Source organism: Massilia varians (genome assembly GCF_027923905.1).
In the GTDB taxonomy this organism is placed as follows: domain Bacteria; phylum Pseudomonadota; class Gammaproteobacteria; order Burkholderiales; family Burkholderiaceae_D; genus Telluria; species Telluria varians_B.
In genome coordinates this window covers 863,087-885,380 of record NZ_AP026966.1, presented here as the reverse complement: position 1 = coordinate 885,380, position 22,294 = coordinate 863,087, and the positions used below count along the sequence as shown (strand labels likewise).

Annotated in this window: 19 protein-coding genes; 4 read left to right on the top strand and 15 right to left on the bottom strand. The window is 65.7% G+C overall.

Features of this window, described 5'->3' with window-relative positions; genetic code table 11:
- Window positions 1–8 precede the first annotated feature (8 nt).
- The 5 genes from MasN3_RS04075 to MasN3_RS04055 all read right to left on the bottom strand — a co-directional run bounded on the left by MasN3_RS04075 (window position 9) and on the right by MasN3_RS04055 (window position 5,369).
- A complete protein-coding gene (locus tag MasN3_RS04075; RefSeq protein WP_281912577.1) occupies window positions 9–1,166 on the bottom strand; it encodes an MFS transporter in 1,158 nt (385 codons plus the stop codon).
- Between the two features lie 120 nt (window positions 1,167–1,286).
- Complete coding sequence (locus tag MasN3_RS04070; RefSeq protein WP_281912575.1) at window positions 1,287–1,472, bottom strand: hypothetical protein; 186 nt, start codon at window positions 1,470–1,472, stop codon at window positions 1,287–1,289.
- Between the two features lie 160 nt (window positions 1,473–1,632).
- A complete protein-coding gene (locus MasN3_RS04065; protein WP_281912573.1) occupies window positions 1,633–2,877 on the bottom strand; it encodes a DUF2264 domain-containing protein in 1,245 nt (414 codons plus the stop codon).
- 12 nt (window positions 2,878–2,889) lie between these two features.
- Window positions 2,890–4,074, bottom strand: a complete 1,185-nt coding sequence (locus tag MasN3_RS04060) for a glycoside hydrolase family 88/105 protein (protein WP_281912571.1) — start codon at window positions 4,072–4,074, stop codon at window positions 2,890–2,892.
- Entirely contained in the window at window positions 4,044–5,369 is a 1,326-nt protein-coding gene (locus tag MasN3_RS04055; RefSeq protein WP_281912568.1) for a BNR repeat-containing protein, read from the bottom strand. Before MasN3_RS04055 ends, MasN3_RS04060 begins: the two co-directional genes overlap by 31 nt.
- Window positions 5,370–5,511: 142 nt before the next feature.
- Here MasN3_RS04055 and MasN3_RS04050 point away from each other — a divergent pair, with 142 nt between their 5' ends.
- The 3 genes from MasN3_RS04050 to MasN3_RS04040 all read left to right on the top strand — a co-directional run bounded on the left by MasN3_RS04050 (window position 5,512) and on the right by MasN3_RS04040 (window position 9,734).
- Complete coding sequence (locus MasN3_RS04050; protein ID WP_281912566.1) at window positions 5,512–7,863, top strand: beta-galactosidase; 2,352 nt, start codon at window positions 5,512–5,514, stop codon at window positions 7,861–7,863.
- 104 nt (window positions 7,864–7,967) lie between these two features.
- A complete protein-coding gene (locus MasN3_RS04045) occupies window positions 7,968–8,669 on the top strand; it encodes a MarC family protein (protein ID WP_281912564.1) in 702 nt (233 codons plus the stop codon).
- 9 nt (window positions 8,670–8,678) lie between these two features.
- Window positions 8,679–9,734 (top strand): porin, encoded by a 1,056-nt coding sequence (locus MasN3_RS04040; RefSeq protein ID WP_281912562.1) that lies wholly within the window; start codon window positions 8,679–8,681, stop codon window positions 9,732–9,734.
- Between the two features lies 1 nt (window position 9,735).
- Here the strand turns inward: MasN3_RS04040 and MasN3_RS04035 are convergent, their stop codons facing one another.
- The 6 genes from MasN3_RS04035 to MasN3_RS04010 all read right to left on the bottom strand — a co-directional run bounded on the left by MasN3_RS04035 (window position 9,736) and on the right by MasN3_RS04010 (window position 18,314).
- Entirely contained in the window at window positions 9,736–10,515 is a 780-nt protein-coding gene (locus MasN3_RS04035) for an enoyl-CoA hydratase (protein ID WP_281912560.1), read from the bottom strand.
- Between the two features lie 130 nt (window positions 10,516–10,645).
- Window positions 10,646–11,842 (bottom strand): acetyl-CoA C-acyltransferase, encoded by a 1,197-nt coding sequence (locus MasN3_RS04030; protein WP_281912558.1) that lies wholly within the window; start codon window positions 11,840–11,842, stop codon window positions 10,646–10,648.
- 27 nt (window positions 11,843–11,869) lie between these two features.
- Window positions 11,870–14,266: a 3-hydroxyacyl-CoA dehydrogenase/enoyl-CoA hydratase family protein gene (locus MasN3_RS04025; protein ID WP_281912555.1), complete on the bottom strand. Its 2,397-nt coding sequence runs from the start codon at window positions 14,264–14,266 to the stop codon at window positions 11,870–11,872.
- Between the two features lie 61 nt (window positions 14,267–14,327).
- Window positions 14,328–16,118, bottom strand: coding sequence for an acyl-CoA dehydrogenase C-terminal domain-containing protein (locus tag MasN3_RS04020; RefSeq protein ID WP_281912553.1), 1,791 nt, complete (start codon window positions 16,116–16,118; stop codon window positions 14,328–14,330).
- Between the two features lie 45 nt (window positions 16,119–16,163).
- Window positions 16,164–16,781, bottom strand: a complete 618-nt coding sequence (locus MasN3_RS04015) for a TetR/AcrR family transcriptional regulator (protein ID WP_281912550.1) — start codon at window positions 16,779–16,781, stop codon at window positions 16,164–16,166.
- Window positions 16,782–17,069: 288 nt separating this feature from the next.
- Window positions 17,070–18,314, bottom strand: coding sequence for a DUF819 family protein (locus MasN3_RS04010; RefSeq protein ID WP_281912548.1), 1,245 nt, complete (start codon window positions 18,312–18,314; stop codon window positions 17,070–17,072).
- Window positions 18,315–18,545: 231 nt separating this feature from the next.
- Here MasN3_RS04010 and MasN3_RS04005 point away from each other — a divergent pair, with 231 nt between their 5' ends.
- Window positions 18,546–19,439, top strand: coding sequence for a transposase (locus MasN3_RS04005; protein ID WP_281912546.1), 894 nt, complete (start codon window positions 18,546–18,548; stop codon window positions 19,437–19,439).
- 9 nt (window positions 19,440–19,448) lie between these two features.
- Here MasN3_RS04005 and MasN3_RS04000 read toward each other — a convergent pair whose 3' ends face one another.
- The 4 genes from MasN3_RS04000 to MasN3_RS03985 all read right to left on the bottom strand — a co-directional run bounded on the left by MasN3_RS04000 (window position 19,449) and on the right by MasN3_RS03985 (window position 22,141).
- Window positions 19,449–19,832: an RNA-binding S4 domain-containing protein gene (locus tag MasN3_RS04000; protein ID WP_281912544.1), complete on the bottom strand. Its 384-nt coding sequence runs from the start codon at window positions 19,830–19,832 to the stop codon at window positions 19,449–19,451.
- 20 nt (window positions 19,833–19,852) lie between these two features.
- The gene (clsB, locus tag MasN3_RS03995; protein WP_281912542.1) at window positions 19,853–21,013 is read right to left on the bottom strand and encodes a cardiolipin synthase ClsB; all 1,161 of its coding nucleotides are present in this window, start codon (window positions 21,011–21,013) and stop codon (window positions 19,853–19,855) included.
- A 3-nt stretch (window positions 21,014–21,016) separates the two neighbouring features.
- Window positions 21,017–21,844, bottom strand: a complete 828-nt coding sequence (locus MasN3_RS03990; RefSeq protein ID WP_281912540.1) for an endonuclease/exonuclease/phosphatase family protein — start codon at window positions 21,842–21,844, stop codon at window positions 21,017–21,019.
- 96 nt (window positions 21,845–21,940) lie between these two features.
- Window positions 21,941–22,141 (bottom strand): hypothetical protein, encoded by a 201-nt coding sequence (locus MasN3_RS03985; RefSeq protein ID WP_281912538.1) that lies wholly within the window; start codon window positions 22,139–22,141, stop codon window positions 21,941–21,943.
- Window positions 22,142–22,294 lie beyond the last annotated feature (153 nt).

The window sequence follows — 22,294 nt, the reverse complement described above, 5'->3', positions numbered from 1 at the left end:
TCCGCCGTTCAGGGACGCCGCTGCGACGGCATGCGCGGCAGGAACACGGCCAAGATGCCCAGCAGCGGCAGGAAGGAGGCGATCCGGTACACGTATTCGATGCCGGTGGTGTCGGCGACCGCGCCCATGACGGCGGCGCCGATGCCGCTGATGCCGAACATCAGGCCGAAGAACAGGCCGGCGATCATGCCCACCTTGTCCGGCACCAGCTCCTGCGCGAACACCACGATGGCCGAGAACGCGGACGACATCACCAGTCCGATCACCACCGACAGCACGGCGGTCCAGAACAGGCTCGCGTAGGGCAGCGCCAGCGCGAACGGCGCGGCGCCCAGGATCGAGAACCAGATCACGCGCTTGCGGCCGATGCGGTCGCCGATCGGGCCGCCCGCGAAGGTGCCCGCCGCCACCGCCGCGAGGAACAGGAACAGGTACATCTGGGCCGCCTCCACCGAAACCTGGAAGCGCTTGATCAGGTAGAAGGTGTAGTAGCTCGACAGGCTGGCCATGTAGATGTACTTGGAGAACACCAGCAGCGCCAGCACCGTCAGGGCCCAGATGACGCGCCCGCGCGACAGGCCCGGTCCGGCATGGACGGCCAGCCGGCGCGTCACGGTGCGCAGGTGGCCCGCATACCAGCGGCTCACGCCGACCAGCACCGCGACCGCCAGCAGCACCAACAGCATCAGCCAGGCGATCCTGCCCTGGCCCTGGCCCACGATGATGGCGGCGGCCAGCAGCGGGCCGAACGCCGACCCTAGATTCCCGCCCACCTGGAACAGCGACTGCGCGAAGCCGAAGCGCCCGCCCGATGCGAGACGCGCCACGCGCGAGGCCTCCGGGTGGAAGGTCGAGGAACCGATGCCGATCAGGCCGGCCGCCAGCAGCAGCATGGCGAAGCTGCCGGCCGTCGCCAGCAGGGCGACGCCGCCCAGCGTGACGCACATTCCGGCCGGCAGCAGGAAGGGGATCGGACGCCGGTCGGTATACAGGCCGATCCAGGGCTGCAGCAGCGAGGCGGTGCACTGAAAGGTCAGCGTGATCAGGCCGATCTGGGTGAAGCTGAGCGCGAATTCCTGCTTGAGCAGCGGATAAATGGCGGGCAGGACCGCCTGCACGCAGTCGTTCAGCAAGTGGACAAAGGCGACCGAAAACAGGATCTGCATCACTACTGACGGCGGCGCGGCGGATGCTGGGGAAGATGATGTGGACATGGGGGAAGGCACGGTGGAAAGCCTTGTCAGTGTACTACGCTCGGCCGGAACGCGTCGCCGGCCGCCACGGTCCTAGCGGGCCGGCTGCTGCAGCGCCCAGCCGCCGATCAGGGCCAGCGCGCGCGGCGACATGGTTTCGCGGATGCCCGCCACTTCGGAAAACTCGCCGGTCTGCGCGCTCTGAAAGAAGTGGTTCAGGCCGGCCAGGCGTTCCACCCGCGCACGCGGATTGGCCGCCAGCGCCTGCCTGAGGGGCACGTCGGCCTCGGGACGGCTGCGCAGGAAGGCCAGGGCGGCCTAGATGCCGGAAGCGAAGTCGTAGCTGGTCGCGCGGGCGAAGACGCCGCCCGATCCGGACTGTAGCACCCAGCCGTCGCGTCAATAGGCTCGGATTGTCACGCCCGATGCCGCATTCGCATTAGTAGCTCACCGGATAATCCTTGGGGAAGCCGCGCCCGCCAAAGGCCTTCTTCTGGGTCCAGTCCTGGCCGGGTGCGCTCCAGAAGCTGTCGCTGGCGGGCAGGCCCAGCGCCAGCAGGCCGTTGGAAGCGATGTACATGCTGCCGTTGTTCGAATACCAGTCGCCCAGCTCGGGCTGGTGGCCGCGAAAGCCGATGGTCAGGAAACCGGCGTCCGTGAAGTTGCCCGGCACATCCCAGATGGCCCGGTGCACCGCATGCAGCGCGGCGCGCACCTGCCCTTCCGGCAGCGAAGCCGGCAGCTGCTTGCGCCAGGCCAGCAGCGCCAGCGGCTGGAAGGCCGCGGTGCGGTAGGTGAGCGAGCGGCCGATCGGCGGGAAGCTGCCGTCCGGGCCGACGAAGCGCTCCAGGTGTTCGCAATAGCGCTGCGCACGCCTGTTAGCCTGGGCCAGCAGTTCCTGCGGCCTGGCCTGCCAGAAGGGCGCCTTCTTCGCCGCCAGCACGTCCAGCACTTCCAGCAGCATCGGATACATCACATAGGAGTTGTAGTAATCGAAGTGGAAATCTTTTCCATCCTTGATCCAGCCGTCGCCGACGTACCACTCGTTGATCTTGCGGATCGCGCCGTTCAGGCGCATCGGGTCGTGCTCTTCCCCGATCGACAGCAGCCAGGCTTCGTTCATCGCGGCGAACAGCAGCCAGTTGGTGTTGGGGGGATCGACCCGGCGCAGGCCCTTGATTTCCGCGATGATGCGCGCCCTGGTCGCGGCCTCCAACGGCTCCCACAGCACCTTGGGCGCGCGCAGCAGGGCGTTGGTGAAATAGGCGGAATCGACCAGCGCCTGGCCCTCGCCCTTCCACTTCAGGTAGTCCGGGCTGCGCGGATCGACCGCGTTGGCATAGCTTTGCAGCGCCATGTCCTGCAGGCGCCGGCGCAAGCTGCCTTCCGGTGTCGCGTCGACCGGCAGGGCCAGCCACGGGGCGATACCCGACATCAGGCGGCCGAAGCACTCGAGGTAGGCCACCGAACGGTCGCGCCCATCCCAGGTCGGGCTCAGCTCGAGCGCGAACTTCTGTTTCAGTTGCCCCTTCGACATCAGGCCCAGTATCGGCTCGGCCATCCGCTGCAGCAGGCGCAGCAGGTAGGCGCGTTCGGTGCCGGCCGGGATCGCAGCCGGCGCCGCTGCCGCTGCGCCCAGGGCCGGCGCGGCGGCCAGCGCCCCCATGAAGTGTCGTCGTTCCATGTTCGTCTCTCGTTATCGGCCGGCGAGGCGCGCCATTTCCGCCGCGGCCAGCAGGAAGGCGCCCACGCCGAAAGGCGTGGTCGAGTCCTGGTTCACGACCTGCCCGGGAATCGCGCGCTCGCCGATCGGCTGGACGTAGCCGACCCTGCCGTCCGCCTGCAAGGCGACGGTGCTCAGGTAATGCCAGCCGCGCTGCGCGACCGGCAGGTAGGCGCCGCGCGCCAGCAGGCCGTTGTTGATCCCCCATAGCATCCCGTAGGTGAAGAAGGCGGTGCCGCTGGTCTCCGGTCCCGGCGCATGGGCCGGGTCCAGCATGCTGCGGGTCCAGTAGCCCCCCGGCTGCTGGCTGCGCGCCACGCTTGCCGCCATTGCCTGGAAGCGTTCGACGTACTCGGCGCGATGCGGATCGCTTGCCGGCAGTTCGGCCAGCACCTTGGCCAGTCCCGCGAACACCCAGCCATCGCCGCGCGCCCAGAAATCCTTCTTGCCGCTGGCGCTCTTGTGCTTCGGATAGACGTACTTGGCGTCGCGGTAGTAGAGCTTTTCTTCCGGGTCGTACATGATGCTGTTGGCATACGTGTAGTACGCGTGCAGCTTCTCGAGGTACTGGGGATTGCCGGTGATCTTGTACAGCTTGGTCATGACCGGCATCACCATGTACAGGCCGTCGGCCCACCACCAGTAATCCTTGTTGGGGGTGCCCATCTGGTATTCCATGACCTCGCGGGCGCGGGCGATCTTGCGCGGGTCCTTGTCCAGCTGGTACAGGTCGGCATAGGTCTGGAAGGCGATCTGCCAGTCGCCGAACAACACATGTTCGTCGGTTTCGCCATAGTCGTACTTCCACCTGCGCTTGTCCGGCGACTTCGCGCCCATCCAGGCATTGTGCTCGGCCCACACCTCCGAATAGCGGCGGTAGCGCTCGATGCCGGTGACGCGATAGGCTTCGATGTTCCCGGTGTGGTAGGCCGCCACGTCCCAGAAGGCCCATTGCTTCGCGGGCGTCCTGGCCTGCCAGTGGGTGTTGACCTTGTCGATGATGGCGAGCACCTCGCTGCGCTTGACACCGGCATCCGGTGGCGGCGGCGCCGCGCAGCCGCCCAGCACCAGGACCAGGACCAGCGCGGCCAGCATGCCGGTGAAGATGTTTTTTGGATTCATGTCGTTCATGGTGAAGGTGGGCAGGCCGGCGTCCATTCGAGTACGCCGACCCTGGTCGGACCGCTCGGCACGACGCCTTCGGCGTCCAGCTGGTGGACCGCTTGCAGGTAGAGATGGAGCTGCCCGGTGTCGCGCCACAATTCGGTGTCGAAGCTCGGCTCCCAGGCCCCCATCGGACGCTCGAGCAGGTCGCTCACCTGCCAGCGGCCCCGGTCCAGGCCCGGCGTGCAGGCCACGGATACCTTGTGACCCCGCTCCGCATCGCGGAACACAAGCCAGGCCGCCCCGCTGCTGCCGACCAGGATCTGCGGACGCGAGATCGGGATCGCCTTGGTTCCCAGGCCCGACAGCGAGAACGCCGTCTTCCGGAAAGCCAGGCTTTGCGTTTGCCAGCCCTGGCCGTCGTGGCGCACCACGCGGTATTGCGGAACGGTGCTGCCGGGATCGCGCCAGTAGCTGACAATGACGGGCTTGCCGTCGCGGTCGGCGGCCATCGCGGTCTGATTGATCAGTTCGCTGCTTGGCGGGACCTGCGCCGCCACTTCCGCCGTGTCCGCGGTGATCGGCAATCGGTAAGGCCCGCCCCTGCTGCGCTCCCAGGTGCGGCCGCCGTCGCGCGACCGGGCATAGGCCAGATCATGGTTGCTGGCGACGTCGGGCGACTCGCGCCATACCCAGGACAGATGCAGCGTCCCCGCCCTGTCCACGAAGGCCTGCCAGTAGGCGTTGCGCCGCCCTTCCCCGCTCAGGAGATTGTCCTGCAGCCGCTGCCAGGCCTGGTCTTGCGGGTCGTAGCGGTTGATCACCAGGTTGCCGCGGCCAGAGCCGCCGTCGCGGTAGAGGAACAGCAGGCCGCCGTCCGGCATGCGGTAGAACTCCGGATACGACACGGACTTCTCGCCGCGCCCGGTCATCGCCTGCTGCGGGCCGAGGCGCAGGACGCCGGGCGCGGTGCCGCGCGCGTAGCGCAAGGGGCCATTGTGGTGGTCCCAGGCCACGTGCAGGAAGCCTGCGCCGTCGACCATGATGCTGATGCTGTTATGGGCGTCGCTGGCCTTGCCCAGGTACTGGGTGGGCGCCAGCTGCCACTCAAGGGCGCCCAGGCGGCGCTTGCCCAGCACCAGCCTGCCGCCGGCGTCGTAGAAGGCGATGTACTGGCTGCCCTCGTGCGTGACGAGCGAATTCTTGCGGAACACCACGGCATTGACCGAATTGGCCGCCCAGCCGTCCGCCACCTCGACGACGCGCACGGCCTGCTGCTGTTTCAGGCCTGCGCATGCGCACAGCAGGACGGAGCAGGCAAGCACGATGCCGATCGGCAGGATTCTCATCAATTCTCCACGTGAACCCGGCTACCTTACACTGCAAATCCGCGCCGCCGGAATCATCCTGATGAGTATTGTGCGGGGGACGCACTGCGGCATGCCGTGTTCCTCTACCATGAAGCATACCCGCCTTCGTCCAGGACCAGCCATGCCCCTTCATCCATCGCGCCGCAGCTTCCTCGGCGCCGCCGCCGGCACCGCTCTTGCATTGAACGTACCGGGAGCTGCCGCCGCATCGCCCCGCTTCACCATCGGCGACAAGGATTTCCTGCTCGACGGGAAGCCGCTGCAGATCCGCTGCGGCGAGATGCATTTCGCCCGGGTCCCGCGTGAATACTGGGCGCACCGGCTAAAAGCGATCAAGGCCATGGGCCTGAATACGGTCTGCGCCTACCTATTCTGGAACTACCATGAATGGCGCGAAGGCCGCTACCGCTGGGATGGGCAGCGCGATGCCGCCGAATTCTGCCGGATGGCGCAGGCGGAAGGCCTGTGGGTGATCCTGCGCCCCGGCCCTTACGCCTGCGCGGAATGGGAAATGGGCGGCCTGCCCTGGTGGCTGCTGAAGCACCCGGGCGACAGTTTCTTGCGCAGCCGCGCCCCGGCCTTCGTGGAACCGGCGCGGCGCTGGCTGAAGGAAGTCGGCCGGGTGCTGGCGCCGATGCAGCTGACCCAGGGCGGCCCGATCCTCATGGTGCAGGTCGAGAACGAGTATGGCTTCTTCGGCGAAGACCGCGACTACATGCGCCTCATGCGCCAGGCCCTGCTCGACGCGCGCTTCGATGTCCCGCTGTTCCAGTGCAATCCGACCAATGCGGTGGCCAAGACCCACATCCCGGAACTGCTCTCGGTGGCCAACTTCGGCAGCGACCCGGAGCGCGGTTTCAAGGCCCTGGCCAGCGTACAGCAAGGGCCCCTGATGTGCGGCGAATACTATTCCGGCTGGTTCGACACCTGGGGCACGCCGCACAAGCGCGGCGACAATGCGCGCGCCATCCGCGACATCGACACCATGCTCAAGGCGAACGGCTCGTTCAGCCTGTACATGGCGCATGGCGGCACCACCTTCGGCCTGTGGGGCGGCTGCGACCGCCCCTTCCGTCCCGATACGACCAGCTACGACTACGATGCCCCGATCAGCGAGGCCGGATGGCTGGGCGAGAAATTCCGCAGCTACCGCGAATGCCTCGGCAAGCACCTGGAACCCGGCGAAACCCTGCCCGAGGCGCCGGCGCAGCTTCCCGTGATGGCGATCCCCGCTTTTGCCCTGAAGGAGACCGCGCCCGTGTTCGCGAACCTGCCCGGTGCGGTGATCCGGGACGCTTCGCCGCGCAACATCGAACAGTACGACATCAGCCGCGGCCTCGTTGCCTACACCATCACGCTGCCGCCCGGCCCGGCGGCCAGGCTGGAAGCCGCGAACGCGCGCGACCTGGCCTGGGTCTACGCCGGCGAACGCCTGCTGGGCACCATGGATACGCGCCACCGCCGTTTCGGCGTCGAGCTGCCGGCGCGCACCGAGCCGACCCGGGTCGAGATCCTGCTGTACACGATCGCGCGTGTGAATTTCGGCGTCGAGGTCCACGACCGCAAGGGGCTGCAGGGCCCGGTGCTGCTGCGCACGAAGGACGGCGCCGCGCGGGCGCTCACTGGCTGGGAGATCCGCGCCATTGATTTCGGCGACGACGGCGAGCTGCGGCCCCTGCGCTGGCAGGCCAAACGCGTTGCCGGCCCGGCTTTCTGGCGCGGCAGCTTCGATGTGAAGGAACAGGCCGATACCTTCCTCGACATGTCGAGCTGGGGCCAGGGCATCGTCTGGATCAACGGCCGCTGCCTGGGCCGCTACTGGAGCATCGGCCCGACCCAGACCATGTACCTGCCAGGTCCCTGGATGAAGACGGGCCGTAATGAGGTCGTGGTGCTCGATCTCACCGGGCCGCGCGCCAGCCGCATCGAAGGGCGCACCACGCCCATCCTCGATGAACTGCACCCCGAGCGCGACCTGGCGCGTCCGGCCAGCACCGCGCGTCCGCGCCTGACCGGGGTGGCGCCGGTGCATGCCGGACAGTTCGCCAGCGGCCCCGCCACCCAGGAAGCCAGGTTCGAACAGCCGGCGCGCGGGCGCCAGCTGTGCCTCGAAGTGGTCGACAGCTTCGACGGCAAGCCGCATGCGGCCGTGGCAGAACTCGCCCTGCTCGGCCTGGACGGCAAGCCGATGAACCAGAGCGCCTGGACGATCGCCTACGCCAGCAGCGAAGAAGCGCACAAGGAAGACGGCGGCGCCCTGAATGCCATCAATGGTCAGGCCAGCGACTACTGGCATACGGCGTACAGCAAGGGGCTTCCTCCGGCGGGGCCGGCGCGGCTGATCATCGACCTGGGCGCACCGGTCGATATCGCCGGGCTGCGCTATACGCCGCGCCAGGGGCCGGACACCGTGACGGGGCGGATCCGACGTTATCGCGTGTACGTCGGCGACCGGCTGGTGCAGCAGATGTAAGCCGCCGGACCTGCAGCGGGGCGTCAGGATTTTCGCCCCGGCCCTATACTCTCGTTCCAGACCTTCTTGCGATGCAGCCCGTGTCGTAAACTGCAGAGATTGTCATGACGACTGAATTATTGCTGGCGGCAGCCAAGGGCTTCCTGTTTGTGCTGGCAACCATGCTGCCGATCCTGAATCCGGCAGCAACAGCGCCGATTTTCCTCAGCATGACCGATGGCGCATCGGCCGCGACCCGCACCCTGCTGGCGCGCCGTATCGCGCGCAACATGTTCTGGCTGATGACGGGCTCGATGCTGATCGGTTCTTATGTGCTCGACTTCTTCGGCATCTCGCTGCCCATCGTCCGCATCGGCGGCGGCCTGCTGCTCGCCTCGGTGGCCTGGCGCCTGCTGGGGGCGACACCGTCCACGCCCGACAGCCGCGCCGCCCTGGCCGAAGCCTACACACCCGACCATGCGCACCGCCAGGCCTTTTATCCGCTGACGTTTCCGATCAGCTGCGGCCCGGCCTCGATCTCGGTCGCCATCACCGTCGGCGTTTCGCTGCACGATGTCCGGATGGTGCTGTCACTGGCGCGGATGGGCGGGGCACTGCTGGCGCTGGCGCTCATCGGCGTGCTGCTGTATCTCGCCTTCCGCTATGGGGAACACTTCCTGCGCCTGATCGGCGAAGCCGGCACCGCCGTCTTCCTGCGCCTGACCGCCTTCATCCTGCTGTGCCTTGGCGTGCAGATCGTGTGGGATGGCGTCAGCGAACTGCTGCTCGAGGTCATGAGCGTGCCGACCCACCTGGTTGCAGCCTAGGGAGCAAACATGTTGAATACACGTTTAATACCGGGAAGCCTGTCGCTTGGACTGGCGGCTTGCCTGGCGGGGACCACTGCCGCCGCCCAGGACACTCCCGCCGTCGACTTCTATGCCTCGCTGCGTACCCAGGCCGAGGCGGTCAGCCCGGATCGCGACGAGCGCCTGGACAGTTATGTGGGCATCCGCGACGCCTACTCGCGGGTGGGGGTCAAGTTCGACTATCCGCTGGGCGCCGAACTGGCGCTGACGGGACAACTCGAACTCCCCGTCGATTCCGCCAACTTCAGGATGCGCGATCCCTACGACCAGGGCGATGCCCAGCGTCCCCACGGGGAGCGCATCAGACTCGCCCATCTCGGCTTGCGCGGCAGCTTCGGATCGCTCACCTACGGCCAGCAGTGGATGCCCTACTACAATGCGGTCGCGGCGCCGGTGGACATGTTCAGCACCTATTACAGCGGCTTTGCGACCTATACCGTCTTCCGGGTGGCGCAAACCCTTGCGTATGCCTCGCCGGAATTCTCGGGACTCTCGTTCAGCGCTGCCTACACCGGTCGCAGTAGCAATGCACGCTCGACCTCGCGCATCGATGCGCCGCGCCGGCAAGCCGCCGCCACCTATGTCAGCGGCGATACTCGCCTTGCGGTCGGCGTGGACGACCGCGGCGATGCCGGTTACGGGCGCAACCGGATCGTCGGGCTGTCGGCCAGCCACCAGGCCGGCAATCTCTACCTGGCCGCCAAATACGAGCGTTTCGACACCGGGAACCGCCAGCGCGGCAGCTTCTCGAGCGACGGCAACCAAGCGCTCAACCTGTTCGGCAGCTATGCGATGGGCAAGACCACGTTCAAATTGATGCTGGCGAGGGTGGAACACTATGGCGACAACATCGTCCATCTCGGCGTCGACCACCAGGTCTCGGATGCCTTGAAGGTGTTCGCCGAATATTATCGGGAAGGCTCGACCGCCGTCCTCACGCCGCGCCGCGGAGGGCTGGACGATTTCGATGCCGGTTTCAAGGGCGGTCAGGCCCTTGCTGTCGGCATCCGTGTCGACTTCTGACTCAGTCGAACTTGCTGAAGTCCGGCTTGCGCTTCTCAAAGAAGGCGGTAAACGCTTCCTTCGCTTCCGGCGCCAGCAGCATGGCGGCGAAGCGCTCGTTCTCGGCGGCGATCGCCGCTTCGATGTCGGCGATGCGCGGGCGCTTCATCAGCGCTTTCGTCGTGCGGATCGACGCGGCCGGCAGCGCCACCAGCTTGGCGGCCTGCTGCTCGGCAAAGGCGCGCAGCTCGGCGGCCGGCAGCACTTTCGTCAGCAGGCCCATCTCGAAGGCTTCCTGGGCGCCGAAGGCTTCGCCCAGCAGCAGCTTCTCGGCGGCGCGCGGGTAGCCGGCTAGTTGCGGCAGCAGCAGCGAGGAGGCGAATTCCGGGCACAGGCCGAGCTGGGTGAACGGGACCGAGAATTTGGCGTTGTCGGCGGCGTAGACCAGGTCGCAGTGCATCAGCATGGTGGTGCCGATGCCGATGGCGGCGCCGGCGACGGCAGCGACTACGGGCTTGGTCGAGCCGTGCAGTGCGCGCATGAACTGGAAGACCGGGCGGTTTTCGGCCGGCACGCCGGGCACGGGCGCCGAGTTCTTCATGAAGTCGTCGAGGTCGTTGCCGGCGGTGAAGATCTCCGGCTTGCCGGCGATGAGGATGGCGCGCACGGCGCTGTCGCTTTCCGCGTCCAGCAGCGCGTCGGCCATAGCCTGGTACATCGCGGCAGTGATCGCGTTCTTGCGCTCGAGGCGGTTGAATTCGATGGTCAGGAGGCCGTTGGCCTTCGAGATCAGCATGTCCATTCTTGGAGTCTCCCGTCTATTCTGGGTCTGGTTGAACGCGTGGGCGGCAGCTCCGCATTGGTAGGGTGGGCGGGTCCTCCCGCCCACGGGGTGGTACGTGGCGGCTGCGTTACCGCGCCGCCCTCTTTCATTAAACGCGCTCGATGATACCGGCCGCGCCCATGCCGGCGCCGACGCACATCGTCACCATGCCGTACTTCAGGTTGTTGCGGCGCAGTGCGTGCACGACGGTCGCGGCGCGGATGGCGCCGGTCGCGCCCAGCGGGTGGCCCAGGGCGATCGCGCCGCCCATCGGGTTGACCTTGCTGGTGTCCAGGCCCAGGTCGCGGATCACGGCCAGCGCCTGTGCGGCGAAGGCTTCGTTCAGCTCGATCCAGTCCAGCTGGTCCTGGGTGATACCGGCCGCCGCCAGTGCGGCAGGAATGGCGACCTTCGGGCCGATGCCCATGATCTCCGGCGGCACGCCGCGCACGGCGAAGGAGGAGAACTTGGCCAGCGGGGTCAGGTTGTGCTCCTTCAGGATCTTTTCGCTGACGACGATCAGCGCGCCGGCGCCGTCCGACATCTGCGACGAGGTCGCGGCGGTCACGCTGCCCTTGGCGGCGAACACCGGCTTGAGCTTGGCCATGCCTTCCATCGAGGCGTCGGCGCGCGGACCTTCGTCCAGGTCGACGGTGCGGCGCTTGACGTCGACCTCGCCGGTCTTCAGGTTCGGGGTGCGGGTGACGATTTCCACCGGGGTGATCTCGTCCTTGAACAGGCCGGCCTGCTGGGCGGCGATGGCGCGGCGGTGCGATTCCAGGCCGAAGGCGTCCTGGTCTTCGCGCGAGATCTTCCACTGCTCGGCCACCTTCTCGGCGGTCAGGCCCATGCCGTAGGCCAGGCCCACGTTCTCGTCCTTGAACGTTTCCATGTTAATCGAAGGATGGTGGCCCATCATCGGGACCATCGACATCGATTCGACGCCGCCGGCGATCATCACGTCGGCTTCGCCCACGCGGATGCGGTCGGCCGCCATGGCCAGGGCGGTGATGCCCGAGGCGCAGTAGCGGTTGACGGTGACGCCGCCCACGGTGTTCGGCAGGCCTGCCAGCACCACCGCGTTACGCGCCACGTTGAAGCCCTGCTCCGCTTCCGGGAACGAGCAGCCGACGATGGCGTCGACGATCAGGGCCGGGTCCAGGTTCGGCACGGCGGCCATGGCGCCGCGGATGGCGTGCACCAGCAGGTCGTCCGGGCGGGTCTTGTTGAAGAAGCCGCGCGGCGCCTTGCCGATCGGGGTGCGGGTCGCTGCGACGATGTATGCGTCTTGAAGTTGTTTGCTCATGATTTGTTCGTCCTGTTCGTTCGTCGCTTAGTTACGGACCGGCTTACCGTTCTGCATCATGCCCATGATGCGCTCCTGGGTCTTCGGATTGCTCAGCAGCGCGATGAAGGCCTTGCGCTCCATGTCGAGCAGCCACTGCTCGGACACCACGCTGCCCTGGTCGATGTCGCCGCCGGTCACGATCTCGGCGATGGTGTCGCCCAGGTGGTAGTCGTAGGCCGAGATGAAGCCGCCGTCACGCATGTTGACCAGCTGGCCGCGGATCGTCGCCCAGCCGTAGCGGCCGGTGACGGTAATCGGGCGGCGCATCGGTGCGCGGTAGCCGGCGTCGAACATGGCGCGTGCGGTGGTCTTGGCCACGTGCAGCAGTTCGTAGGGGTTGAAGACGATGACGTCGTCTTCCTTCAGGTAGCCCATCGCCTTGGCTTCCAGGGCCGACTTCGACACCTGCGCGGTGGCCGCGTTGGTGAAGCCGGTCTTCAGGAATTGCAGGATGTCGTTGCCTTTCGCTTCGGTGAAGGCGCGCACGGCCGCTTCCTTCAGGCCGCCGCCTGCCGGCACCAGGCCGACGCCGACTTCGACCAGGCCGATGTAGGATTCGATCGAGGCCACGCGCTTGGAAGCGTGCAGCATCATCTCGCAGCCGCCGCCCAGCGCCAGGCCCGCGACAGCGGCCACCACCGGGATGTTCGAGTACTTCATCTGCATGAACACGTTCTGCAGGTCGCGCACCATCGGTTCCATCGCCTTGGCGCCGCCCATCATGAAGGCCGGCAGCGCCGACTGCAGGTCGGCGCCGGCCGAGAAGGCGCCGCCTTCGGCCGCGTCGGTATTCCAGATCACCAGGCCCTTGAAGCCCTTCTCGGCTTCCGCCATGGCGCGCTGCAGGCCCTTCACCACGCCTTCGCCGATGACGTGCATCTTGGTCTTGAGCGAGATGACCAGCACTTCGTCGTCCGAGTGCCACAGGCGCACCGAGTCGTCTTCGAACACGGTGGTGCCGAAGGTCTTCGGGTCAACCGTGGTGGAACCCAGCACCGGCGCACGGAACTGCTGGCGCTGGTACACCGGCAGGTCGGATGCCGGCACGTAGGCGTTCTTCGAGGCCGAGTACGAACCTTCGGCGGTGTGCACGCCCTTCTCGGCGACCTGGCCTTCGAACACCCAGGCTGGCAGCGGTGCGTTGCACAGCGCCTTGCCGGCGTCGATGTCTTCCTTCACCCACTGGGCGATCTGGGTCCAGCCGGCGGCCTGCCAGGTTTCGAACGGGCCGACGCTCCAGCCGAAGCCCCAGCGCATCGCAAAGTCGACGTCGCGCGCGTTGTCGGCAATCGACTCCAGGTGGAACGCAATGTAGTGGAAGGCGTCGCGGAAGATCGCCCACAGGAACTGCGCCTGCGGATTGGTCGATTCGCGCATGGCCTTGAACTTCTTGACCGGGTCCTTTTCTTTCAGGATGCGGCCGACGATGTCGGCGGCCTTGGCGCCGCTGGCCACGTATTCGCCGGTGGCGAAGTCGAGGCGCTGGATCTCCTTGCCGACCTTTTTATAGAAGCCGCCGCCGGCCTTCTGGCCCAGTGCGCCCTTCTCGATCAGCTTGGCCAGCACGTCCGGGGTCTTGTACAGGCTGAAGAACGGGTCGTCCTGCAGGGTGTCCTGCATGGTCTTGATCACGTGGCCCATGGTGTCCAGGCCCACGACGTCGGCGGTGCGGAAGGTGCCGGACTTGGCGCGGCCCAGCTTGGCGCCGGTCAGGTCGTCGACCACGTCCACCGACAGGCCGAATTTTTCCGCTTCGTGGATGGTGGCCAGCATGCCGAAGATGCCGACGCGGTTGGCGATGAAGTTCGGGGTATCTTTTGCACGCACCACGCCCTTGCCCAGGGTCGAGGTCAGGAAGGTTTCGAGCTGGTCCAGGATTTCCGGGCGGGTGCTGGTGGTCGGGATCAGTTCGACCAGGTGCATGTAGCGCGGCGGGTTGAAGAAGTGCACGCCGCAGAAGCGCGCCTTCAGTTCGTCATCAAACCCCTCGGCCAGCTTGTTGATCGACAGGCCCGAGGTGTTGGAGGCGAAGATCGCGTTCGGGGCGATGTGCGGGGCGACCTTCTTGTACAGGTCGTGCTTCCAGTCCATGCGCTCGGCGATGGCTTCGATGATCAGGTCGCAGCCGGCCAGCACGTCGAGGTTGTCCTCGTAGTTGGCCACTTCGATCAGGGCAGCGTCATCCTTGTTGCCCAGCGGGGCCGGCGACAGCTTTTTCAGGTTTTCGATGGCCTTCAGGACGATGCCGTTTTTCGGGCCTTCCTTGGCCGGCAGGTCGAACAGCACGACCGGCACCTTCGCGTTCACGCAGTGCGCAGCGATCTGCGCGCCCATCACGCCGGCGCCCAGCACGGCGACTTTCTTGACGATGAAATTGGACATTCTTATTTCCTTGGATAAGTCGCGGCCTCCGCTATTCGAGCGAAGGCCGCGTGATGGTGTGTTAGAACAGGTCTGCGTCCATGGCCAGCAGGTTCGATGCACCCGAACGTGCCTGGCGGATCAGCATCGCGGTTTCCGGATACAGGCGGGCAAAGTAGAAGCGCGCGGTGTGCAGCTTGGCCTCGTAGAACTTGTCGCCCGAATCCTGCTTGGCCAGCGCGATCTTCGCCATCTGCGCGAAGAAGTAGCTGAACACCAGGTGGCCCACGACGCGCAGGTAAGGCACGGCGGCGGCGCCGACTTCGTCCTGGTTCTGGAAGGCCTTCATGCCGATTTCCATGGTCAGCTTGGTGACCTTCTCACCCAGCTCGCCCAGCGGGGTCACGAACTCGGACATCGATTCGTCCAGGCCGTTCTCTTCGACGAAGGCCTTGATCTTCTCGCCGAAGGCGCGCAGCTTGGCGCCGTTGTCCATCAGGATCTTACGGCCCAGCAGGTCCAGCGACTGCACGGTGTTGGTGCCTTCGTAGATCATGTTGATGCGGGCGTCGCGCACGTACTGCTCCATGCCCCACTCGCTGATGTAGCCGTGGCCGCCGTACACCTGCATCGCTTCCGAGGTGGCGATCCAGCCGTTGTCGGTGATGAAGGCCTTGACGATCGGGGTCAGCAGCGCGACTTCGCCGGCGGCTTCCTTGCGCACTTCCTCGTCCGGGTGGTTCAGCTCGCGGTCGATCTGCAGCGCGATGTACGAGGTCAGGGCGCGCGCGCCTTCGGCGAAGGCTTTAGCGGTGAGCAGCATGCGGCGTACGTCCGGGTGCACGATGATCGGGTCGGCCGGCTTGCTAGGGTCCTTCGGGCCCGACAGCGAACGCATCTGGATGCGTTCCTTGGCGTAGACCAGCGCGTTCTGGTACGCGACTTCGGTCAGGCCCAGCGACTGCATGCCGACGCCCAGGCGGGCGGCGTTCATGAACACGAACATCGCCTGCAGGCCCTTGTGCGGCTGGCCGATCAGGGTGCCGATCGCGCCGTCCAGGTTCATCTGGCAGGTGGCGTTGCCGTGGATGCCCATCTTCTCTTCGATGGCGCCGCAGGCGATGCCGTTGCGCTCGCCCAGCGAGCCGTCGGCATTGACCTTGAACTTCGGCACCAGGAACAGCGAGATGCCTTTCGAGCCTTCGGGCGCGTCCGGCAGGCGTGCCAGCACCAGGTGGACGATGTTCTCGGCCATGTCGTGTTCGCCGGCCGAGATGAAGATCTTGGAACCGGTGATTGCATAGCTGCCGTCGGCCTGCGGTTCGGCCTTGGTGCGCAGCAGGCCCAGGTCGGTGCCGCAGTGCGCTTCGGTCAGGCACATGGTGCCGGTCCACTCGCCCGAGACCAGCTTCGGCAGGAACAGCTTCTTCTGCTCGTCGGTGCCGTGCTCCTTCAGGCACTCGTAGGCGCCGTGCGACAGGCCCGGGTACATGGTCCATGCCTGGTTCGAGGAGTTCAGCATCTCGTAAAACGAGTTGTTCAGCGAGACCGGCAGGCCCTGGCCGCCGTATTCCGGATCGCACGCCAGTGCGGCCCAGCCGCCTTCGACGTACTGTTTATACGCTTCCTTGAAGCCCTTCGGGGTGGTGACGGCCTTGGTGGCGGCGTCGAAATGGCAGCCTTCGCGGTCGCCCGAGTGGTTCAGCGGGAACAGCACTTCCTGCGTGAACTTCGCACCTTCTTCGAGCACCTGGTTGATGATGTCGGCGTCGATCTCCTGGTAGGCAGGCAGGTTCTTGAACTCTTCGCTGACGTTGAGGAATTCGTGCAGAACGAACTGCATATCCCGGATTGGCGCGACGTACTGACCCATGGTTTTCTCCTGAACGAAGGTAAAAGTTGTTTGACTGTCCGGCTGTTATTGCGCCGGGGCGCCTTGCGGCGGAGTTGGATTGCGATAGTTCTCGACCAGCCGCTCGAAGCCGCGGCGCGCGCGCTCGACCGCGCCAGCATTGCGCAGGAAGCGGGCATCGTGGTGCAGGGCCAGGATCAGCCCATACATTTCATACACCAGCTGCTCGGCATCGGCATCGGCACGCAGGTGGCCGACCTCGATCGCCTGGCGCGCGGCGCGGCGCAGCGCGTCCTGCCAGTCCTGCACCATCTTGACCAGCTCCTCGCGGATCGGGCCCGGACGATCGTCGTATTCGACGGCGCCGCTGATATAGATGCAGCCGGACGCGATCTCGACCGACACGCGCGCCAGCCAGCGGTCGAACATCGACTGCAGGCGCGGCAGGCCGCGCGGCTCGCGCACGCTCGGGAAGAACACTTCCTGCTCGAAGCGGTGGTGGTACAGCTTGACCACCTCCAGCTGCAGGTCCTCGCGCGAACCGAAGTGCGCGAACACCCCGGATTTGCTCATGTTCATCCGGTCGGCCAGCACGCCGATGGTCAGGCCTTCGAGGCCGTCGCGGCTCGACAGCTCGAGCGCCACGTCCAGGATCGCTGCCCGCGTGAGTTCGCCCTTGCGCATGAATTTGGCTGAAGTAGTGATAGCTGCCCCTGAATCGAAAAAATCCGAACGCTCGTACTATTATCTACCAGAGATGAAATGTCAAACGGGAACTTAGAGGCGAGATTCTATTGATGCAGGACAACGGCAAGCGGGGTGAAGCCGCCTGCGGAGCGTTCCTCGCCAGAGCTGGCGAGGACAAACGTTGTCGCAGATGTAAAGGTACAGCATTTTTGGTGCTTGTGGCGTATGCCGCAGGCGTGTACCGGAGATTTCAGGCGGGCGCCACTGCGCCCGCCCATGACGGCCTCAGGTCGCCAGGCCGCGCAGCACGAGTCCGGTGATATAGGCGCAATACGTGCCCAGCGCATAACCCAGCACCGCCAGCAGCACGCCCACTGGCGCCAGCGCCGGGTGGAAGGCGCTGGCCACCACCGGCGCCGAGGCGGCGCCGCCGACGTTGGCCTGCGAGCCGACCGCCATGAAGAACAGCGGCGCGCGGATCAGCTTGGCCACCAGCAGCAGCAGGCCGCCGTGCACGCAGATCCAGATCAGGCCCAGCACGAACAGCCACGGGCGGTCGAGCAGCGCGTTCAGGTCCATCTGCATGCCGATGGTCGCCACCAGGAAGTACAGCATGGCCGAACCGAGCGTCGAGGCGCCGGCCCCTTCCAGGCTGCGCGCCCTGGTGAAGCTGAGCAGCATGCCGAAGGTGGTGGCGAACACCACGATCCAGAAGAAGGACGAGGTCAGGCTGTAGTCCTGCAGGCGCCACTCCTGCGGCAGGCTGGCGATCCAGCCCACGGTGGGACCGGTCAGCGCATGCGACAGGCCGGTGACGCCCAGGCCCACGGCCAGGATCACCATCACGTCGGTCAGGGTCGGCATGCGCGCATGCTCGGCCTGGTAGGTCTCGATGCGCGCCTTCAGGGCATTGATGGCGGAGAGGTCGGCGCCGGTCCAGCGATCGAAAGCCTGGGCACGACCGGCCAGGAACAGCAGCACCGCCATCCAGACGTTTGCCACCAGCACGTCGACGGCGACGAACTGGCCGAACAGGGTGGCATCGACCTCGAACACTTCCTTCATCGCGGCCTGGTTGGCGCCGCCGCCGATCCAGGCGCCGGTGATGGTGGTCATGCCGCGCCAGGTCTCGCCGGCCACCGTCTCCGGATGGATGACGCGCATGATCTCGAACGAGGCAACGGCGCCGAGCATGATGCCGGCGGTGCCGGTCAGGAACATGATGATCGCCTTCGGGCCGAGCCGCACGATGGCGCCGAAGTCGATGGCGATGCAGAGCAGTACCAGCGCACTCGGGAGCAGATAGTCGCGCGCCACCGGGTACAGCTTCGACAGGCTGCCGTCGATGACGCCGAGGGTATTCAGGATGGCCGGGACCAGGTAGCACAGCAGCAGGGCCGGCACATAGGTATAGAACTTCTTCCAGAAGCCATCGGCCCGCGAGGAGGACCAGAAGACGAAACCGAGAATCGATGCGAGGATGCCGAGCACGACGGCATCGTTGGTGACGAGAGGGACAGCAGTCTGCATGGGAAAGAAACGAAGAGGTTGGCGGAGACCGCCAAGCCGCTTCGTGCGTCTTTACGCCTCAGCGATTCTTGCGGCCGGGAAATCGCATTCTACATTCCCGGCAGCAAAGAAGGCCAATACCTCAGGGGTCAGGTCTGACATTCGGACACGAGCTCAAGCGTTGGCCCGCCATCCGGCCGACCGCTGCGCCATCTCAGCGCCGGACATTGCGCGTCCAGTAAGGTGCTCGGCATGACACGACCTCTCCGACTCGAATTCCCCCACGCGCTCTACCACGTCACGGCGCGAGGCAACCGACACAAGCCAATTTATCATCAGGACGCCGACCGCCATCGATGGCTGGACGTGCTGGCGCACGTATGCGAACGCCACAATTTTGTTGTCCATGCTTTCTGTCAGATGACGAATCACTATCACTTGCTGGTGGAAACGGTGGAGGCGAATCTCTCGCAAGGGATGCGCCAACTCAATGGACTCTATTCACAGCACATCAACCGGCGCCACGAACTCGTCGGGCACCTTTTCCAGGGGCGCTATCACGCCGTCCTGGTACAGAAAGAGAGCCATCTGCTGGAACTGAGCCGCTACATCGTGCTGAATCCTTTACGGGCGGGGATGGTGTTTTCACCAGACGAATGGCAATGGAGCAGCCATCATTTCCTCACCGGTAGCAAGCCTGCACCCACATGGTTCCAACGCGACTGGTTGCTCAGCCAGTTCGGCCAGGCGCCCGCAGTTGCCATAGCCGCTTATCAGGCGTTCGTGCTGGCCGGCGTAGGCAAAGCGAGTCCGCTTGCCGCCGTGCGTCATCGAGTTCTTCTGGGAGACGACGACTTCGTCTCGGCACACCAGAAATTGCAGCTGGCAGAAGCCTTCGTCGAAGCGCCACGGCCAGAGCGCCGGGCGGTCGCGCTGTCATTGGCCGAGTATCAGGCCAGCTACGCCAATCGTGATGAGGCAATGGCGCGCGCCTACCGCTCGACCGCCTTCACGATGCCGCAGATTGCCTGCGCCTTCGGCGTGTCGACCAAGACCGTCAGCCGCGCGGTCGCTGCCTTCGAACAACTGGGCTGCCGGGCCGAGGAATCCTCTACAGCAGAGGCCGTGTCCAAATGTCAGACCTGACCCCCGCTATTATTCTTCACCGACGCGGGTCATGGCGCGGCGGTCGCGCTTGGTCGGGCGGCCCTTGATGTCGGCGCTCGGTTCGGGGAACAGGCGGCGCGCGGTCTTGTCGTTCTCGCGCTTGGCGATGCTTTCGTCGGTTTCGAAGTAGAGCGTGCGCGCGACCGGCGCCGGGCCGCGCGTGCCCGAGATGGCGGCCACGATCACTTCCCAGCGGTCGGAGCCGTTGTCGATGAAGATCTTGTCGTTGACCTTGACGTTGCGCGCCGGTTTCACCGGTTCGCCGCCGATGCGCACGCGGCCGCGGTCGACCGCGTCGGCCGCCAGCGAGCGCGTCTTGAAGAAGCGCGCGGCCCACAGCCATTTATCGATGCGTACGTTGTTGTCTTCCATGGTGTTCCTTTTGCTTCCATTCATGCATAGCCGATCGCAAAGATCCGCATGACCAGTTTATACGCCATATAGGCCAAACCATAGCTCGCGCGCCGGAACCAGCCGATGTGGGCGAAGTCCTCGGCGCGGACCGGCACGCCGTCGGCGATGCCGCGCTCGATGTGCGCGCGCATGGTGGCGGCGAAGCGCTGGTCCAGCACCACCACGTTGGCTTCCTGGTTCAGGAACAGCGACAGGCCGTCGCAGTTGCTCGAGCCGACCGTGGCCCAGTCGTCGTCGACCACCGCGACCTTGGCGTGCAGCTGGGTCTTGCGGTACTCGACCAGGCGCACGCCGTCGGCCAGCAGCTTCGGATAGAAGGAACGGGCCACCATGTCCTGAATCTTGAACTCCCCTACCCCGATCAGCAGGGTGACCTGCACGCCGCGCCGCGCCGCATGGGCCAGCGCCTTGCGGAACTTGCGGCCCGGCGCGAAATATGGCGTGGCCAGCAGCACGCTGTCCTTGGCGCGTCCCAGCGCCTGCAGGTAGGCGCGCTGGATCGTGGAACGGTTGCGCAGGTTGTCGCGCACCACGAAGGCGGCACGCGCCGGATGCGCGCAGGATTGCGGCGGATCCTTGCGCATTTCCTTGAACAGCTCGATGCGCTGCCGGATCCGCAGGCGTCCCGCGCGCAGCCACTGCCCTTGCGCTTCGTCGTGGATCTGGGCCACCAGCGGCCCCGTTACCCGCACCGTGAAGTCCCAGCGCGGGGCCGGCAGCCGGTGCTTGTCGGCGTGGTCGCACTGCCAGTCGTCGTTGATGTTGATGCCGCCCACGAAGGCGACTTCGCGGTCGATGACGGCGATCTTGCGGTGCGAGCGCGCGATGCCGCGCTTGCACCAGGGGTTGAAGACGCGGTACTGCACGCCCGTCGCGGCGAATGCCTCGCCCAGGCGCGCGCATGGGCGGTGCTCGGTGCCGATCCAGTCCACCAGCACGCGCACCTTGACGCCCCGTTGCGATGCGCGAATCAGGGCGTCGCGCACGGTCCCGGCGGTGTCGTCCTCGGCGAAGATATAGGTCTCGAAGAAGACCTCGTACTGCGCCGCATCGAGCGCCGCGATCAGCGCCGGGAAATAGGCGGTGCCGCTTTCCAGGAGGGTGACGTCGTTGTTGTCTACGAAGCTGACGTGGCGCATGGCCTACGAGAGCTGCAGTTCCGCCACGATCGGCGCATGGTCGGACAGCTTGGCCCACAGCGGGCCGTGCATCACCTGGGCGTTGTCCACCTTGAAGCCGCGCACGTAGATGCGGTCGAGGCGGAACCAGGGCAGCATGGCCGGGAAGGTGCGCGCCGGGGCCAGGCGCGGCTGGCGGCGCGGCGGCGGCTGGCGGCCGGCCCAGCCGCGCACCATGTCGCCCAGCGGCGATTTCGGTCCCAGCTCATCGAACACCTCCTTCACGCCGAGCGCATTGCGCAGGCGGTCGCTGAGGGTGTTGCGCCAGTCGTTGAAGTCGCCGGCGATGATCACCGGTTCGCCATCGGACGACCCGTTGACGTGCTCGATCAGGGCGTCGGTCTGGCGCCCGCGGCTGCCTTCGAACAGGCCCAGGTGCACCACATAGCAGTGGACCTTGCCGGCCTGCGTGTTCAGCACGCAGTGCAGGATGCCGCGCTGCTCGTAGGCGTGGTCGGACACGTCGTGGTTGTGCGAATTCGCGATCGGGAAGGCGCTCAGCAGCGCATTGCCATGGTGGCCGTGGTCGTATACCGCGTTCATGCCGTAGGCGCTGTGGTGCTTCTCGTTCTTGAAGTAATCGTATTGCGCCGTTTCGGGCCAGTGCCGGTGCGCCAGGTCTTCCCTGCCGTAGCGCGCCTGGAAGCGGTCGTGCCGTCCCTGCACCTCCTGGAGGAAGACGACGTCGGCGTTGAATTCTGCGATTGCTTTCTTGAGGGCGATCACCCGGGGCGTACTACGCAATGACGAGACGCCCTTGTGAATGTTGTAGGTAGCCACACGAATTTTCATGGGAACATTCTAACCGCATCGGGCGGTTGTCCTCGTGGAACGAGGCCCAATTGTGCGCTGCCGGGTGATCGGGTGCGGGGTCAGAGCCCGCTGCGTTCAGACAAATGCCATCTGGCCAGATACGGCCTCGTGGCCGCTTACCATCATCCGGCGTGGGCGCGCGGATACACGGGTCACTTCGTCGTTCGACAGCAGAGGTCCGGACAACCTCAGGCCAGACAACAGGTCAATCTGGATACAGCCGTTGCCGATGCTGATCTCTTTTACCTTATCGTCGTTCTTCAGTTCGAGGTCCATGTTTTCTCCCTGTAGATCTATCTAGTTAGAGTTGCGTCGCGAAAATTGTTACAAGCGACCTCAGCGACGATATGCCAGAGATTGACGGCTGTCAAACGACGAATCTATCGTGCAGATAAGAAAAAGACTAATTTCCTTCGGCAAACTAATTAC

Excerpts from the sequence above, each read along its gene's own strand:
- MasN3_RS04045 (WP_281912564.1), top strand. The coding sequence starts at position 7,968 with ATGACGACTGAATTATTGCTGGCGGCAGCCAAGGGCTTCCTGTTTGTG.
- MasN3_RS04065 (WP_281912573.1), bottom strand. The coding sequence starts at position 2,877 with ATGGAACGACGACACTTCATGGGGGCGCTGGCCGCCGCGCCGGCCCTG.
- MasN3_RS04075 (WP_281912577.1), bottom strand. The coding sequence starts at position 1,166 with ATGCAGATCCTGTTTTCGGTCGCCTTTGTCCACTTGCTGAACGACTGC.
- clsB (WP_281912542.1), bottom strand. The coding sequence starts at position 21,013 with ATGCGCCACGTCAGCTTCGTAGACAACAACGACGTCACCCTCCTGGAA.
- MasN3_RS04015 (WP_281912550.1), bottom strand. The coding sequence starts at position 16,781 with ATGCGCAAGGGCGAACTCACGCGGGCAGCGATCCTGGACGTGGCGCTC.
- MasN3_RS03985 (WP_281912538.1), bottom strand. The coding sequence starts at position 22,141 with ATGGACCTCGAACTGAAGAACGACGATAAGGTAAAAGAGATCAGCATC.
- MasN3_RS04005 (WP_281912546.1), top strand. The coding sequence starts at position 18,546 with ATGACACGACCTCTCCGACTCGAATTCCCCCACGCGCTCTACCACGTC.
- MasN3_RS04010 (WP_281912548.1), bottom strand. The coding sequence starts at position 18,314 with ATGCAGACTGCTGTCCCTCTCGTCACCAACGATGCCGTCGTGCTCGGC.
- MasN3_RS04050 (WP_281912566.1), top strand. The coding sequence starts at position 5,512 with ATGCCCCTTCATCCATCGCGCCGCAGCTTCCTCGGCGCCGCCGCCGGC.
- MasN3_RS04040 (WP_281912562.1), top strand. The coding sequence starts at position 8,679 with ATGTTGAATACACGTTTAATACCGGGAAGCCTGTCGCTTGGACTGGCG.
- MasN3_RS04055 (WP_281912568.1), bottom strand. The coding sequence starts at position 5,369 with ATGAGAATCCTGCCGATCGGCATCGTGCTTGCCTGCTCCGTCCTGCTG.
- MasN3_RS03990 (WP_281912540.1), bottom strand. The coding sequence starts at position 21,844 with ATGAAAATTCGTGTGGCTACCTACAACATTCACAAGGGCGTCTCGTCA.
- MasN3_RS04000 (WP_281912544.1), bottom strand. The coding sequence starts at position 19,832 with ATGGAAGACAACAACGTACGCATCGATAAATGGCTGTGGGCCGCGCGC.
- MasN3_RS04025 (WP_281912555.1), bottom strand. The coding sequence starts at position 14,266 with ATGTCCAATTTCATCGTCAAGAAAGTCGCCGTGCTGGGCGCCGGCGTG.
- MasN3_RS04020 (WP_281912553.1), bottom strand. The coding sequence starts at position 16,118 with ATGGGTCAGTACGTCGCGCCAATCCGGGATATGCAGTTCGTTCTGCAC.
- MasN3_RS04035 (WP_281912560.1), bottom strand. The coding sequence starts at position 10,515 with ATGGACATGCTGATCTCGAAGGCCAACGGCCTCCTGACCATCGAATTC.
- MasN3_RS04060 (WP_281912571.1), bottom strand. The coding sequence starts at position 4,074 with ATGGACGCCGGCCTGCCCACCTTCACCATGAACGACATGAATCCAAAA.
- MasN3_RS04030 (WP_281912558.1), bottom strand. The coding sequence starts at position 11,842 with ATGAGCAAACAACTTCAAGACGCATACATCGTCGCAGCGACCCGCACC.